Annotated in this window: 17 protein-coding genes and 1 riboswitch; of the genes, 8 read left to right on the top strand and 9 right to left on the bottom strand. The window is 35.5% G+C overall.

Annotated elements, in window-relative coordinates; all coding sequences use genetic code 11:
- The first annotated feature begins 17 nt into the window (after positions 1-17).
- The gene (locus MKX83_RS01800) at positions 18-2,072 is read left to right on the top strand and encodes a HelD family protein (RefSeq protein WP_341053759.1); all 2,055 of its coding nucleotides are present in this window, start codon (positions 18-20) and stop codon (positions 2,070-2,072) included.
- A 342-nt stretch (positions 2,073-2,414) separates the two neighbouring features.
- On the top strand, positions 2,415-3,386 hold the full coding sequence (locus MKX83_RS01795) for a phosphotransferase (RefSeq protein WP_095370994.1): 972 nt from the start codon (positions 2,415-2,417) through the stop codon (positions 3,384-3,386).
- A gap of 898 nt (positions 3,387-4,284) precedes the next feature.
- Here the strand turns inward: MKX83_RS01795 and MKX83_RS01790 are convergent.
- Entirely contained in the window at positions 4,285-5,259 is a 975-nt protein-coding gene (locus MKX83_RS01790) for a M23 family metallopeptidase (protein ID WP_341053757.1), read from the bottom strand.
- A 23-nt stretch (positions 5,260-5,282) separates the two neighbouring features.
- Positions 5,283-5,522 (bottom strand): hypothetical protein, encoded by a 240-nt coding sequence (locus tag MKX83_RS01785; RefSeq protein ID WP_095370996.1) that lies wholly within the window; start codon positions 5,520-5,522, stop codon positions 5,283-5,285.
- 133 nt (positions 5,523-5,655) lie between these two features.
- Positions 5,656-5,760: riboswitch (TPP riboswitch) on the top strand.
- A gap of 104 nt (positions 5,761-5,864) precedes the next feature.
- On the opposite strand from MKX83_RS01785, the gene thiT reads away from it, so the two are divergent.
- A complete protein-coding gene (gene thiT, locus MKX83_RS01780; RefSeq protein WP_095370997.1) occupies positions 5,865-6,443 on the top strand; it encodes an energy-coupled thiamine transporter ThiT in 579 nt (192 codons plus the stop codon).
- A gap of 410 nt (positions 6,444-6,853) precedes the next feature.
- Here thiT and MKX83_RS01775 read toward each other — a convergent pair whose 3' ends face one another.
- Positions 6,854-7,450: a hypothetical protein gene (locus MKX83_RS01775; protein ID WP_341053755.1), complete on the bottom strand. Its 597-nt coding sequence runs from the start codon at positions 7,448-7,450 to the stop codon at positions 6,854-6,856.
- A 408-nt stretch (positions 7,451-7,858) separates the two neighbouring features.
- On the opposite strand from MKX83_RS01775, the gene sigY reads away from it, so the two are divergent.
- The 4 genes from sigY to MKX83_RS01755 are packed head-to-tail and all read left to right on the top strand — an operon-like array spanning position 7,859 to position 9,229.
- On the top strand, positions 7,859-8,416 hold the full coding sequence (gene sigY, locus MKX83_RS01770) for an RNA polymerase sigma factor SigY (RefSeq protein ID WP_322910257.1): 558 nt from the start codon (positions 7,859-7,861) through the stop codon (positions 8,414-8,416).
- Positions 8,370-8,729, top strand: coding sequence for a YxlC family protein (locus tag MKX83_RS01765; protein WP_307315724.1), 360 nt, complete (start codon positions 8,370-8,372; stop codon positions 8,727-8,729). Before sigY ends, MKX83_RS01765 begins: the two co-directional genes overlap by 47 nt.
- The gene (locus tag MKX83_RS01760) at positions 8,716-8,934 is read left to right on the top strand and encodes a hypothetical protein (RefSeq protein WP_095371001.1); all 219 of its coding nucleotides are present in this window, start codon (positions 8,716-8,718) and stop codon (positions 8,932-8,934) included. The genes MKX83_RS01765 and MKX83_RS01760 overlap by 14 nt, the downstream gene beginning before the upstream one ends.
- On the top strand, positions 8,915-9,229 hold the full coding sequence (locus tag MKX83_RS01755; protein ID WP_340977359.1) for a YbjQ family protein: 315 nt from the start codon (positions 8,915-8,917) through the stop codon (positions 9,227-9,229). The genes MKX83_RS01760 and MKX83_RS01755 overlap by 20 nt, the downstream gene beginning before the upstream one ends.
- Before the next feature lie 128 nt (positions 9,230-9,357).
- Here the strand turns inward: MKX83_RS01755 and MKX83_RS01750 are convergent, their stop codons facing one another.
- Positions 9,358-9,891 carry a PadR family transcriptional regulator gene (locus MKX83_RS01750; protein WP_095371003.1) on the bottom strand — a complete coding sequence of 178 codons (534 nt, stop codon included), beginning with the start codon at positions 9,889-9,891 and terminating at the stop codon, positions 9,358-9,360.
- A gap of 181 nt (positions 9,892-10,072) precedes the next feature.
- On the opposite strand from MKX83_RS01750, the gene MKX83_RS01745 reads away from it, so the two are divergent.
- Positions 10,073-11,329 (top strand): cytochrome P450 family protein, encoded by a 1,257-nt coding sequence (locus MKX83_RS01745; protein ID WP_095371004.1) that lies wholly within the window; start codon positions 10,073-10,075, stop codon positions 11,327-11,329.
- A gap of 254 nt (positions 11,330-11,583) precedes the next feature.
- On the opposite strand, the gene MKX83_RS01740 is transcribed toward MKX83_RS01745, so the two are convergent.
- The 5 genes from MKX83_RS01740 to MKX83_RS01720 form a co-directional block, all read right to left on the bottom strand.
- Entirely contained in the window at positions 11,584-11,775 is a 192-nt protein-coding gene (locus MKX83_RS01740; RefSeq protein ID WP_095371005.1) for a helix-turn-helix transcriptional regulator, read from the bottom strand.
- 1 nt (position 11,776) lies between these two features.
- Positions 11,777-12,079 (bottom strand): hypothetical protein, encoded by a 303-nt coding sequence (locus MKX83_RS01735; RefSeq protein WP_095371006.1) that lies wholly within the window; start codon positions 12,077-12,079, stop codon positions 11,777-11,779.
- Positions 12,080-12,219: 140 nt separating this feature from the next.
- A complete protein-coding gene (gene aspA / locus MKX83_RS01730) occupies positions 12,220-13,647 on the bottom strand; it encodes an aspartate ammonia-lyase (RefSeq protein ID WP_095371007.1) in 1,428 nt (475 codons plus the stop codon).
- 133 nt (positions 13,648-13,780) lie between these two features.
- A complete protein-coding gene (locus tag MKX83_RS01725; RefSeq protein ID WP_095371008.1) occupies positions 13,781-14,026 on the bottom strand; it encodes a hypothetical protein in 246 nt (81 codons plus the stop codon).
- Between the two features lie 218 nt (positions 14,027-14,244).
- Entirely contained in the window at positions 14,245-14,565 is a 321-nt protein-coding gene (locus MKX83_RS01720; protein ID WP_095371009.1) for a cytochrome C biogenesis protein, read from the bottom strand.
- Positions 14,566-14,573: the final 8 nt, after the last annotated feature.

Genomic DNA, 14,573 nt, shown 5'->3' with positions numbered 1-14,573 from the left:
AAGAAAGGAGTGCTATAATGACATCTGATATATTCCAGGAAGAAAGTATACGATTAAAAGAAATGATTAGTCATTTGGAAGAAGAAAAAGATTACATCAATCATAAAATTAAAAAAGACGATGCAGATTATCATGATTTAAAGCATTATTTATCCGAGTTTACTGCTGATCCGATGGAGATGTACCAAAATTATCGGTCTATGACTAATATTGATAAAACAATTGACTTTTACTATAGTCAATTAAATAAAGTAAAAAAGCTTTTAGAATCACCTTATTTTGGTCGTATCGATTTTAAATTTGAGGATGGCGATGAGGTAGAAGAATTTTATATTGGAAAGTTCAACCTAGCTGATCGAGATAACGATATATTAATTTACGATTGGCGAGCACCGATATCGAGTATGTATTATGAATACGAACTTGGGCAAGCTGCTTATGAAGCACAGGTTGGTATGATACATGGGGAAATCAGCCGAAAAAGACAGTATAAAATTAAGGATCAGCAATTGCAGTATGCATTAGAGAGCTCTATGACTATCCAAGATGATGTCCTTCAAAGAGAATTGAGTACAACGTCTGATGATCGAATGAAAACAATTATATCAACCATACAGAAAGAACAAAATAAGATTGTACGAAATGAATCTGCTCATACTCTCGTCATTCAAGGAGTTGCTGGTTCAGGAAAATCAGCCATTGCTCTGCATCGCATTGCCTACTTGCTTTACAAGCACAAAGAAAAGCTATCGTCTGATCAGATCACAATCATATCACCGAATAAAATATTTGCTGATTTTATAGCAAATGTTTTGCCTGAACTGGGTGAAGACCCAGTTCGTGAACAGACATTTGATGATATTGCCACAGCTCTTCTTCCAAAGAATATAAAAGCTGAATCTTTATACGAACAAACCAAAAGAATCATAGAGGAACCTCATTCTAACTATACGCTTCGAGTAAAACTAAAATCCTCATTAGCTTTTTTTAAGCAATTGAGCAATTATATAAAGAATATTGATTCAAACATCTTCCAACCGGATGAAAATATGCATTTTGGTGATACGATCATAACAAAAGAATACCTTTTATCAAGATTCCATAGTTATAATAACCTCCCAGTAAAACAACGGTTGGATGAGTTATCTAATGATGTCTTGGACATTTTAAAGAAGAGTAAAGCAGCAGAAATTAAAAACATCCCTTCCAAAATAGACTTAAAAAAAAGACTTAGCAGCTATTTAAAATTTAGTGATGCCCAATCTATTTATATACATTTCTTTAATGTGATAAATAATGCTGATGCACTAAATTGGAATAAAGAAAGACTAGAATATCAAGATGTCTTTCCATATATATATTGTATCTACTATTTTGAGGGCATCGAGTCGTTTAACTTAGTTAAGCATTTAGTTATTGATGAAATGCAAGATTACAGTCCCGTTCATTACGCTGTAATCAATAAAATATTTAGGTGCAAGAAAACAATCTTAGGTGATTTTGGTCAAATGTTGAATCCTTTTAGTTTAAATTCCGATCAATCCTTCAGTAACATATTTGATAGAATGGAATTTGTAGAACTGAAAAAAAGTTATCGATCCTCTTATGAAATTATCGCTTTTGCGAAGCAGTTTATGCCGGATTACTCCATCGAAGCAATTGATCGCCATGGAGAAAAACCAGAAATTATATCGTATACAAACCAGCATTTTTTGATTGATCAATTACAAAGATTAATCATCCAGTTCCAAAATAACTCGTTTAATCGTTTAGGTATCATCTGTAAAAGTGAAGCACAAGTAAATCAAATTTATGATGAACTAAAACAGTTTTTTACACTTAATAAACTAAGTGATACCAGTGAAACATTTGAGCAAGGGATAACCGTAACAACAATCCAATTAGCTAAAGGATTGGAATTTGATGAGGTGCTCATTCCTTTTGCAAATGCTGATGTATATAAATCTAAATTTGACAAAGGCTTATTATATATCGCAGCAACTAGAGCGATGCATAAGTTGACTATACTGCACAAAAAAAGCGAATTAACTCCTTTAATTAAAAACGAGTAAAAATCGACCCCATTCTATAAAAGATTGGGGTCTTCTCTTTTTATCAATCAATTGTCACAATTCTACCCCTTTAGCAACATAACTAGAAGAATTCCCTTTATTTAAAGAAATAAAGTAACTATCAACCAACCAGAGCAGACTAATATAAAAACTAACTATGTGTAAAGAAACTATCTAGAGGAAATAACTTAGTTATTACCGTTTTGTTTTACTTGATATTACTCTATATGCTTTATAGAATATTAATCAGATTAATGAAGGAGGATTTTTGTTTGAATAACTTATGTTTAAGTCTGGTTCATAGCTTTTCTCAAAAATAATTCATCGAGGAGAGTGTAATTAATGAACTTTTATATAATGAAAGATATACTGAACGAACAGTTCGATTTAAAAATTACTCACATGACACAACTTACCGATCATAATATATCTGCAACCTATTATTTAAATACATCTAAAGGAAGTTACGTTCTAAAACGTATTCCTTCCTATATTCAAGATACCGAAATAGAAGGCAAATTGGTTAAGTACCTTTACGAAAACGAAATTCCTGTAGCACAAGTTATTAAATCTAATCAAGGAACTTATTCATTCTCCATAAACGGGGAAAAATACCACTTACAAGAATATATAGATGGGGAAATTTATGACTTAAATAATGGAACTGACTGGTTTAAGGATGTATCCGCTCAAAATTTAGGAAAAATTCAACATGTATTATCTCAAACCCCCAAATTAAAAACAGGAATGATTAATAAAGAATTATTTACTAACGGTCAAATTATTAAGGCAAAAAAATCCTACCTCAAGACTTTTAAAAAAGCACAACAGTCAAACGATACGACAACTATGAAAGATATTATTAACCGATTAGAGTATCTAGATACAATTAATAACTATACGTTTGATTATTCTAAGTTTACATGTACTAATTCACATGGAGATTATTATACTTCTCAAATCATATGTAAGGAAACAAAATTATATACAATTGATTGGACAGACGCCTGTCATTTACCTGCATGTTGGGAAGTAATGATGTCTTTCGCTTATGCGGACCCTGTTGCTAAGAGTGGAAAAATTGAATCTAATGCTCTTAAACGTTATATAGATAACTATTCAAAGTGGTTTACCTTGACTAAGTACGATTTGTTCCATATGCCGTATCTGTATTTCTTTCAGCTAGCTGTCAGTAATTTTTACGAACCATATGGAAAGTTACCAAAAGAATATTTAAAAATTGCTAGGCTGACAACAAAGCAGTTAGCATGGCTAAATAAGAATGTTGATTCTTTAGCCATGAAGTTAGTTTAAAAAACGTAATCTTTTGTCTTGTCCCTGTCACGTAGACAACATAAAAAGCTGAACATTGAACGTGTGTCGATATTCAATCGGCACACGTTTATTTAGTTTCATATGACTAAATTTAGAATCATCATTACCTAGAGCTTATTCTCCTTCTGTTTAACACTTATTCAGTTTTGAGGTGTCGAAAGATCGATTCTATAATTAGCATAAAAAAACAAGTTGCCCCAGGGTTCATACGAATCGGAGCTAGCTTTACGATTGGTAAAGCTATTTTGCCAAGTGTTATCGCACAATTACGAGCCACTCATGAGCAATTATCTTATCATGTTACAATTGGGAATAGCGAATAAGTAATTGATAGTGGCAGGCACCATAGCAGTAGATATTGGCTTGTGGAAAGGCAAACCAATGCGAAAGAGTTTGTCCAGAACCCCTTTGCAGAAGATTGCTTATTGACCTTCTGTTCACCCACATATGGAAAGGCATTTTCATTCGATAGAGGATTTATATGACCAAGAGTAGGGCACGAAAAAGGCACTTGATTGAATTACATCAAATTAGCGTCAAATCGACGTTCATCAGCTCTACACAAGGAATAAAGAGGAGTGTAAAAAGTAGCTTAGAAGCTCCTTATTTTCCGAGGTAACTATTAAAGAGGAGTTGACATACGGCCTATAGAAGCTGGAAGGCTTTAAGAAGAACATTCCTTCTCTTATGTGTTAATCAAAGGAACGAACTTGATTACAGTATCCAGTTATTAGTTGATACGTTAAAAAACCGCACTGAGTCTTACGAAAAGAGCAACGATTATTATCAAACCACTTTTTTTGCGATTTAAATAAATGTTTGATTGAATTGTGGGCAAGGAGGCCGGCACAAGCGACCTCCATTTAACTGTATTTCTCTATTTAAAAAGCTGGATAATTGCTCTGGGAACGGCAAAAACATAGTCTGCTATTGTCATCGTATTTTCAACCTTGTCGAACTTCTCTTCGAATCGATTAAGGTATTTTGTTAAATGATTTGTTACGATTTCTCCTTGAATCGGTTCTACACCATTTTTAAAACGAATGCGAACTGATTTTCCTTTATGAAGATCTTCTGAATCCATGATTTGAAAATGGATATGCGCTTCAGAAGAGTTACCCGAGTTCCCACATTTGCCAAGTAATTGTTTTTGAAGAACTTCCTCTCCTTCTTGGACAATGATACTGTCTTTTTTAAAATGAGCAATCATACTATATTCCTTATGCGCATGCTCTATCACAATATAGTTGCCTGGGGGGTGTTCTTCATCCATCTGCCCTGGAATATTATCATCGAGACCATCAACCACTTTTATTACTTTGCCATTTTGAGGGGCGATAACTTCCTCTGCAAATGCGTAATAACTCTCATTTTTTTCAGGTCTACCATTATATGTAGAGCCATCCTTCACCTTTAATAGATCATACGCGTACCTTTGATGTTCATATACGTAATGGTAATTAATAAATTCATTTGTGCCACCCCAGAAAACAAACCAATCATCCATCACTGGCATAATGTATTCATTCTTTGTATAAATCTTATCTGTTTCTGGAAAGACAAAGTAGGGTTTCAAATAGAAACTGACAATTGTATATTTATCATCGAATCCAACCACAACTGCTTTTGCTTTTGAGTTATCTACCCATACGAACTGACCAATGCCTAAGACATCCGTCCGTGACGTAAGATGATAACTACGCACACCTTCATTAAAAGCTGCGCTCATCTCAATAAATGCCGATAATGAAACCATTCCTTGAAACACTTTTGAAGTTGCTTCATAAATTGTTTTAAAATCTTCTCTTAACCAATGATCTATAAACCTATCAGGATCTATTGACCCTACCATACCCTCTACCCCCGTAAGTTTTATTAAGATGAAAAAATTAAACGATTCTCAAGAAATATTTTGCAATTAATAGTAAAGAAACCGCCAATAGTTACTTTAATTTCACTTGAATCTTCTAACTTACCTTTCAAATCCCCTCTTAATGCTAGACCTAAATTTTCATCCTGTAATTCACCATTTACATACAACTTTTCTCCGTTAATCCAATAATTTTCGATTAATATATGATTTCCATGATGGTTTACTTCAAAAACCTTCTTCATATCAATCACTCCTTGATTATTCTACGACTATCTAGGGAATAAGTTTCACAAATAATCTGTTTTTTTACTACCAAAAAAAGATTCTTAAATTCTGATGAAAGTCATAGTATATTCTAACCGAGGATAAATTTAATACTTCCACAAGGGGAGCCTAATATGGCTGAGAGTGAGCGAGTTCGTTCTGACCCTAAGAACCTGTTAGATAATGCTAGCGTAGGGATCGTGGTTTTGGATATGAGCAATACTAGGCATCCATCACCGCCTATGTATTGCTTTTTTTCATGACAAAAAAGTAATACAGGTTTACTCGTTCGCTTCTCTTTTCGGAGAAGGAGGAAAAACATGAAACAAAATAAAACACTTTTTATGGTGGAAATTGCTATATTTGCAGCTTTGGCATTATTACTTGATTTCTTATCAGGCTTACTGATGGGGAGATTTTGGCCACAAGGTGGGTCCATCTCACTTGCTATGGTACCGGTTTTCTTAATGGCCTTTCGTTGGGGTGTTAAAGGCGGCGTCTTAACGGGCTTACTATTAGGAGGACTTCAAATCTTAACAGGAGCTGTTCCTTTTCATTTCGCCTCTTGGATCATTGACTATTTCGTAGCCTTTGCTGTTGTCGGACTCGCAGGCATCTATATGAATAAAGTTGTGCAAAATTATCAAGACGGCCAATTTGCCAAAGCAAACATGTATGTTATTAGTGGCGTTTTCTTAGGAAGTTTCTTACGCTTCTTATGCCATTATTTATCAGGCATTATCCTATTTGGTGCCTATGCTCCGGCAGATCAACCTGTCGCACTTTACTCACTCGTATATAACGGAACATATATGCTACCTACCTTTATCGTATGTGCCTTAGTCGTTGTCATGCTTTACACAACAGCCAATAAGGTCCTTCTGAAAAAAGCATATTAATCATCTAAAGGCTCTGGGGGAACGCAGGGCCTTTTTTTCAAGTCAACGTTTTGGGGGATTTTCGCACGATGAATGAACTGTGGAATCAGGGTGACATGTACATCGGCGTGATATCCATAAGGTAACCATGCAAAATGAAAGCGCCAAAAGCAGCTAGACAAACCAACATCTTCTCTTCTATTTTCTCCTTGAGACCGGCAGTTTTCTTTTTGGATTTCTGAGAGGGGGAGTAGACACATCTTTATCCTTACTTTTTTTAGCAGCACTTTTCTTCCGTCAATGTCAATCTAACGATGAACAATCTTGATTATTTATGAACTTGCAACAACTATTATCTACGGTAGTTTAAACCAACATCATCTGTTTTCTTTCTTGTGATTTTTGTACGTAAACACGATCGTGCGCAGTTCTCAACCTTCCCCTTCTCTCTTTTGCGCGTAAACACAATTTGCGCGCAGTTCCCTGACTTCCTCTTCTCTCTTTTGCGCGTATACACGATTTACGCGCAGTTCCCTGACTTCCCCTGCTCTCTTTTGCGCATAAACACGATTTGCGCGCAGTTCTCTGACTTCCTCTTCTCTCTTTTGCGCGTATACACGATTTGCGCGCAGTTCTCTGACTTCCTCTTTTCTCTTTTGCGCATAAACACGATTTGCGCGCAGTTCCCTGACTTCCCCTGCTCTCTTTTGCGCGTATACACGATTTGCGCGCAGTTCTCTGACTTCCTCTTTTCTCTTTTGCGCGTATACACGATTTGCGCGCAGTTCCCTGACTTCCCCCTTCTCTCTTTTGCGCGTAAACACAATTTGCGCGCAGTTCCCTGACTTCCTCTTCTCTCTTTTGCGCATAAACACGATTTGCGCGCAGTTCCCTGACTTCCCCTGCTCTCTTTTGCGCGTAAACACAATTTGCGCGCAGTTCCCTGACTTCCTCTTCTCTCTTTTGCGCGTATACACGATTTGCGCGCAGTTCTCTGACTTCCTCTTTTCTCTTTTGCGCGTATACACGATTTACGCGCAGTTCTCTGACTTCCTCTTCTCTCTTTTGCGCGTAAACATCATTTGCGTTCAGTCTTAACTATAAACGCTCATTTAAGAATTACCGTATTGATTGGATGAAGCTGACACATATTTAAAAGATACCACCGCCCAAGTTTATGTGGAGATTGTATAGCACACACGCCTAGATACTGCTGGCTCTTTCCTCTGTAGTCATGCCACCAGAGGGTCCATGTTATTGAAAATAAGGATATAATTGAACATTGTAATTATCATTTACATATTTATCCACTCGCATAACTTCTATGCAATAACAAGAAATAATCTCTATCTCCATTCAAAAAATTTTATTTTTCGTGAACGAAAGGAGAACACTAATCGTCATAATAGTAAATCCAAAGAAAAGGGGGGCAAGGTTTGGAAGAGAAAAAATGGATTAAAGCAGCGAAAAAAGGCGATAACCAGGCGTTAGCTCACTTATTTAAGGAGAGTTATCCCCTTCTCGTTCATTATTTAATGAAGCTCACCCTTAATCGAGAAGAAGCTGAGGATTTGGCACAAGAGACAATGACAAAAGCGATTGAAAAACTAAATCAATTTCAGGTGAAATCGAAATTCTCCACTTGGCTCATATCCATTGGCACAAAATTATATATCGATCAAAAAAGGCGCCAGAAGCGAGCTGATGCCTTTAAAGCACAACATATGCGGAAATTAAAATGGCAGGCACAGTCACGAAATGAAGATTGGGATTTCTTATTAGCTTCTCTCGGTGAATTAGAAGATGAATTAAGAGTGCCGATTATTTTAAAACATTATTATGGCTATGCGTATGATGAGATTGGCAAAATGCTTGGAATTGCTGAAGGAACAGTAAAATCTAGAGTTCACCGCGGAATTAAAACCATTCGAAAGGAGATGGGTGAAGATGAGAAAGGCCCAGGAACAATGGAAAATCCTATCAAACAAGGATGAAGAAGATTTTTCAAAAGAAATGAAACGTTCTTTTGCACAGTTTGAGGAAAATAACCCCATCTCTACTCCTAGTGAAGATTGGTTTGAAAAAATGGTCATCGCAGAAAAGGATGAAGCTAGCAAAAAATGGCGAAGAGAATTACTCTTATTCAGCGGAATAGCAACACTTATTCTTGTTTTATTTTTTACAACATTAACCCAAATACCAGTTGTCTTTATCACATTACAAGGTCTTACAGTCCTTCTTGTCATCTGTTATACCTTTCTGCAAATCCAAAAACATAGAGAGAAGGTGCGACATGACGAATATTGATTTCTTTTTACTATTCTTAGTAGCAATTATTTTATTATCACAAAGTATCTTTTTATTTACTAATGCAAAGAAAAATGGAATGAATCATTGGTTCTGGGGTATTATCGCCTTAATTCAAGCACCGGTACCACTAATATTCTATTTCATCGTAAGAAACGTTCGTAGAAAAGAGGAGGATGAATTAAATGATTATCGTGACTACTGAAACAATACCAGGTAAAGAAATAAAAGAGTTAAAAGGTTTTGTTAGGGGAAATTCAGTCCAATCGAAACATATTGGAAAAGATATCGTTGCCGGATTACGTACGATTGTCGGTGGAGAAGTCTCGGAATATACAGATATGATGACGGAATCTCGCCAGAAAGCAATCGGTCGAATGGTAGAGCATGCCAAAGAAAAAGGGGCAAATGCGATTATCGGTGTACGTATAGAAACGTCAGCTATAATGGCAAACGCCAGTGAAATATTGGCTTATGGTACGGCGGTGTATGTGGAGTAAACAAGGGGTTATATATATTTGTTGGCTGTCGATTTCTCGACAGCTTTTTTGTTGAGTACCTTAAACCTATGCAGAACAAGATCTCTTTACTATTTTCAAGAACTAGACTTTAATATTGTCAATATGGGCTAATTATCCTTTTTTAAGTCGCTCAGTAGTTTTTCTAACCAATAGATATTGCTTTGTATACTTTCATAGAAATAATTACTTAAGAAACGATTATAGCGGTGATCTTTATCATTATTTATCAATATTTCCAAACGAGCCCTAGTCTCTTGTAACTCTCTTGCTTCGATAATCTTTTTTTCTATTATCTCTATCACCTTGTCCGGATTAACATAATTTAGATTCGCGATGCCTAAGATCATATCATTTATAGTATCAGCATCTTCAAAGACTTTATATATTTTTTTCGGAAGTTCCAAACGTCCTTTTTCGGTTATACGATAAACTTGTTTATCTGGTCGATGCACTTCTTTAATCACTTTTACAACCTCAATTAAGCCTTGCTTGGCTAAGGAATCGAAATGATAATATAATTTGCTTTCTGTAATCGCCCGCATTTTATCTAACGGTACGGGTTCAGATAACAATTTCTTTATGTTGTATGGATAATTATCTTCATTCATTAGTTTACTTAAAATAAAAATTTGAATAGACATGTTGTTTCTCCTTATACTCATATACGTTTATAATAACACATTGAAAAATGCAATTATTCCCCCACTTAAGACCTATCACCAATAGGTACTTTACTCTTATTTACTATTAATAAAGATATTTAGTAAGCTTATTAATATACTCAAATTTGAGTATAAAATTAATTACCGGAAGGAAGTTAAGATGCTGAACAAATCAGATATTTCCAGCGAGGTTCTAGGTGTATTAAGTGGCAAAAGTGAAGAGAATCCATTTTTCGTATTTTCCAAGACACGTGATATAGGGCCAATTATTCCAATATCTAACCCTATTGGCGATACAGATAATCAAACTTGGATAGTTGTCCATATGGAAGAAGCTGTTCAAATTCTTAAAAACGCTAAGCAATTTACAGTAGACCCAACATCCATTGAAGAAAAAGAGAATTTTAGAGATAAAATTAATAGTAAAGAAAAATCGTCAGCTCCCGATACCTTCTTTACTGGTAAATCAATGCTCTTTTTAGATGGATTAGATCATAGGCGATTACGTATGTTGGTATCAAAAGCTTTTACTCCTCGATACATGGAGGGGTTGAGACCTCGAGTACAAGAAATTGCAGATGAGTTACTAGATAAAGTTCACTCTAAAGGTGAAATGGATCTTGTAAAAGACTACGCCTATCCATTACCTATTAATGTAATATCTGAGATGTTAGGCGTTCCTTATGAAGATCGTGAAAAACTAAAAGATTGGTCTTCTGCAATTGCTACGGGGCTTGGATGGGGAAAGCAAGATGCTACTGTTGCAAAAAATCTTCAAGAATTCGGAGAATATACGAAACAATTAGTTGAAAGAAAACGAATGAACCCCTCTGATGACTTAATTAGTCAGTTAATTGCTATCGAGGCTGAAGGAGATCGCCTCGATGAATCAGAATTAATTTCCATGATTACTTTATTAATTTTCGCAGGACATGAAACTACCTCAAATTTAATAGCTACAGGTAGTATGATGTTATTTGAAAATCCTAAGCAACTTGAGTTACTCAAAAAGGATCTTCGATTAATACCATCTGCTGTAGAGGAACTTTTAAGATATAACGGCCCTTCAACTGCTGTAGGACCACGCTTTGCAAAAGAAGACGTTGAGATATCTGGTAATAAAATCAAAAAGGGCGATATGGTTTTGGTCATGGTAAAAGCCGCGAATAGAGATGAAAAAATTTTTACTGATTCTGAAGATTTAGATATTACAAGAAAAATAAATCAACATCTAGCTTTCGGTCATGGTATGCATATGTGTCTAGGGTCACCACTCGCACGTTTGGAAGGAGAAATTGCTTTTACTTCCCTATTAAGACGTATGCCTAACTTATCTTTAAAAATCCCTAAAGAAAAAGTGGAATGGCAATTTAACCTTTCTTCACAAAGTATCGATTCATTACCCGTCACTTTCTAACCAACAAATCCTATAATTATTATCTAGATAATGTTTTTACGAAAGTCACTGTGATGCTCTACCACAGTGACTTCCACATTCAATCCCAATAGTATACCTAAATCACTAAGACTTCGTACCATTGTTAGTTACACCTATTATCTTCAATCTCTTCATTGTATTTAATGAAAGTTGAGGTGAAAATGAATAATATAGATAGAATTAAATTTAATAATTCCCATAAAAATTTTACTAGTGTATTCTCTCATTTCCTACTACTCATTGATAAACAATTCATCCACAGTTGTATTCAATATTGCAGCTAAATTAAACGCCAACTGCAGTGTTGGATCATATTTATTATTTTCAATAGCATTAATCGTTTGCCTCGTTACTTTGCAACGTTTCGCTACATCCTCCTGCGATAGTTTCATTGACTTCCTTAACTCACGTATTCGGTTTTTCATCTTAATTACCGTATTTTCTCTTATAAAAAAGTAATGTAATCAAGTAGATAATGCAAATACTTAGTAGAAAGGAAAATGGTGAGATTCCTTCATAAGTGTTGCTTCCCCAAAAAGCTGAATAAACCTTCTTCCCCATTTCTAAAACTAACACGGCTATGACTACTGCAAAGGAATAAGATTGTGCTTTCATTTTAATTAATTTTTTCCTTTCATCACCGAGTTGAGGTAACGTACTGATTGTAAAAAAAATGAGTATTAAACTTAAAACTAGCAGTGAAAAAAAGATAATAACAATCCCGTTCAAAATGATTCCTCCTTCAAAATGTAAAAAGTATTTGACACTTATTATACTAACACCTTTAAAAAATGTAAAATACTTTATACATTTTTTTACTAAAACAACACAAAAATGCTTAGAGCCATTATCAACTCTAAGCATTTAAATTAATCTCTATTTAACAAAGACACACCCGCGATACCTGGGTTCGTCATTTCGTATGGGTTCAAGATAAGATCCAATTCTTCTTCAGTAAGCACATCGTATTTTAAGCACAGTTCACGAACGGATTTGCCATTGATGATTGCTTCTCTCGCGATGCGTGCTGCGACTTCGTATCCGATATGTGGATTCACTGCTGTAATGATCCCTGCACTGTTTTCTACATATTCTTTCAAACGTGTTTCATTCGCTTCAATGCCTGATAAACAGTAATCTGTAAAAGCACGGAAAGCGTTGTTCATAATACTGATTGATTGTAATAAGTTAAAAACAAGTACCGGCTCCATTACGTTTAATTCTAGCTGTCCTGCCTCGGATGCAAGGCAAATGGTATGGTCATTACCGATGACTTGGAATGCCACTTGGTTAATCATTTCAGGCATAACAGGATTCACTTTACCTGGCATGATAGAAGAACCTGGTTGACGCGCAGGCAATGAAATTTCGCCTAGACCAGCGCGTGGGCCTGATGCCATTAAACGAATGTCATTAGCAATCTTAGACATATTCATCATACAGACTTTTAACGCTGCAGAAACTTCTGTATAAGCATCTGTATTTTGAGTCGCATCGACAAGATGATCGGCGCCAACAAGTGGTAAGCCCGTAATCTCAGCCATATGTTTAACAACACTTTCAATATAAATAGGGTCTGCATTTAGTCCCGTTCCTACAGCCGTTGCCCCCATATTGATTTCATATAAATGCTGACGAGATTGCTGGATCCGTTTAATATCTCTTGTGACTACACGACTGTATGCTTCAAACTCTTGTCCAAGACGAATCGGAACCGCATCTTGCAGATGTGTTCTACCCATTTTAATCACATGATCAAACTGCTTTGCTTTCTCCTTAAATGCCGCAAGCATATGCTCCATCGTTTGTGTCAGTTTTTCCAATGCATTCAATGTAGCAATATGAATCGCTGTTGGGAAAGCATCATTTGTTGATTGTGACATGTTGACATGACTATTCGGACTTAAGTGAAGTGCATAGTCTCCTTTATTCTTCCCTAGTAACTCTAGCGCACGATTGGCAATCACTTCATTGGCATTCATATTAATGGATGTCCCAGCGCCACCTTGAATCGGGTCAACAATAAAGTGATCATGCCATTTACCTTCAATAATTTCATCAGCAGCCTGTACAATAACATTGCCAAGCCCCTCATATAATCTTTTTGTGTCCATATTTGCTAACGCGGCTGCCTTTTTAACCATAGCAATTGCGATGATCAGCTCTTCATGAATGCGATATCCGGTAATTGGAAAGTTTTCAACTGCACGTAAGGTTTGAACACCATAATATGCATCTATTGGCACTTCTTTCGAACCTAAGAAATCGTTTTCAATCCTTACTTTATCATTTGACATTTTTATTTTCGCCTCGCCTATTTTCATCATTTAACTATAGATATATCATCTTGCTTTAAGACGATATACCTCCTAAATAATAGCACAGTCTAATTCTTTTATAAAGGCGGGGAGCCACAAAGATTTTTTCTGCTTACACACTGGTTAAGAAAAAAATAATAAGAGAAAAACTTAATAAAATGAGCAGAATAGTATGAAGGAAAATGCCAATCACACTGCATACTTTTCCAGCAGAAATTAACTTTCTTTCTTTAGGTCCATTAATATTGCACAATAACTTTGATGCATAGATGCTTCCAAAGATACCTATAACAAGTCCAATATACGGTGTGATGATAGAAAGTATTCCTAAAATAAGAGAGAGATGAACTTTTGACAAATGCACGCCTCTTTTCAAAAGTAAGCTTATAGTTCATCATATTACACAATAAGTCTTTATATACGGAAAAATGGATTAAATGATGAGAGAGGTTCATTCTAAGAGGTTTTCGATACAATTTGTGGATTCGAATGAACAAGGTAAAAACTTCACCAACCTAGCCATCATCAATAGACCCAGGTTGGTTATAATCAGGCCTTGTTTAAATCCCTTCTATATTAAACGAACACCGGATGAAAATAGATCACTGGCTCTTCATATGGGTGAATGCGTTTGATGATTGTTTTCACTTCTTCCATCCGGCTATATAGGCAACGAAATTCCATCTTACATTCTGTCCCAAACGAGATGTTCCCAATTTGACCTAAGTAAGGATTAGCGTCTTCTAAAGGTCTATAGTAACCTTTTACCTCTGAGTAGGATATAACCTGATCATAATTCCCCACTGTTAATGTTCCTATTGCATTCAATTCATCTCTTAATCTCACAATATATTCGCCTGGTATTAATACTTCGACTTTTACAAATTCAAATATCATGAAGTTTC

The organism is Cytobacillus sp. FSL M8-0252 (assembly GCF_038007345.1).
GTDB lineage: Bacteria > Bacillota > Bacilli > Bacillales > Cytobacillaceae > Cytobacillus > Cytobacillus kochii.
This window is presented reverse-complemented; position numbering and strand designations above follow the sequence as displayed.

Coding starts and splice junctions, on each gene's coding strand:
- MKX83_RS01800 (WP_341053759.1), top strand. CDS start 18: ATGACATCTGATATATTCCAGGAAGAAAGTATACGATTAAAAGAAATG.
- MKX83_RS01795 (WP_095370994.1), top strand. CDS start 2,415: ATGAACTTTTATATAATGAAAGATATACTGAACGAACAGTTCGATTTA.
- MKX83_RS01790 (WP_341053757.1), bottom strand. CDS start 5,259: ATGGTAGGGTCAATAGATCCTGATAGGTTTATAGATCATTGGTTAAGA.
- MKX83_RS01785 (WP_095370996.1), bottom strand. CDS start 5,522: ATGAAGAAGGTTTTTGAAGTAAACCATCATGGAAATCATATATTAATC.
- thiT (WP_095370997.1), top strand. CDS start 5,865: ATGAAACAAAATAAAACACTTTTTATGGTGGAAATTGCTATATTTGCA.
- MKX83_RS01765 (WP_307315724.1), top strand. CDS start 8,370: ATGAGAAAGGCCCAGGAACAATGGAAAATCCTATCAAACAAGGATGAA.
- MKX83_RS01760 (WP_095371001.1), top strand. CDS start 8,716: ATGACGAATATTGATTTCTTTTTACTATTCTTAGTAGCAATTATTTTA.
- MKX83_RS01755 (WP_340977359.1), top strand. CDS start 8,915: ATGATTATCGTGACTACTGAAACAATACCAGGTAAAGAAATAAAAGAG.
- MKX83_RS01750 (WP_095371003.1), bottom strand. CDS start 9,891: ATGTCTATTCAAATTTTTATTTTAAGTAAACTAATGAATGAAGATAAT.
- MKX83_RS01745 (WP_095371004.1), top strand. CDS start 10,073: ATGCTGAACAAATCAGATATTTCCAGCGAGGTTCTAGGTGTATTAAGT.
- MKX83_RS01740 (WP_095371005.1), bottom strand. CDS start 11,775: ATGAAAAACCGAATACGTGAGTTAAGGAAGTCAATGAAACTATCGCAG.
- aspA (WP_095371007.1), bottom strand. CDS start 13,647: ATGTCAAATGATAAAGTAAGGATTGAAAACGATTTCTTAGGTTCGAAA.
- MKX83_RS01720 (WP_095371009.1), bottom strand. CDS start 14,565: ATGATATTTGAATTTGTAAAAGTCGAAGTATTAATACCAGGCGAATAT.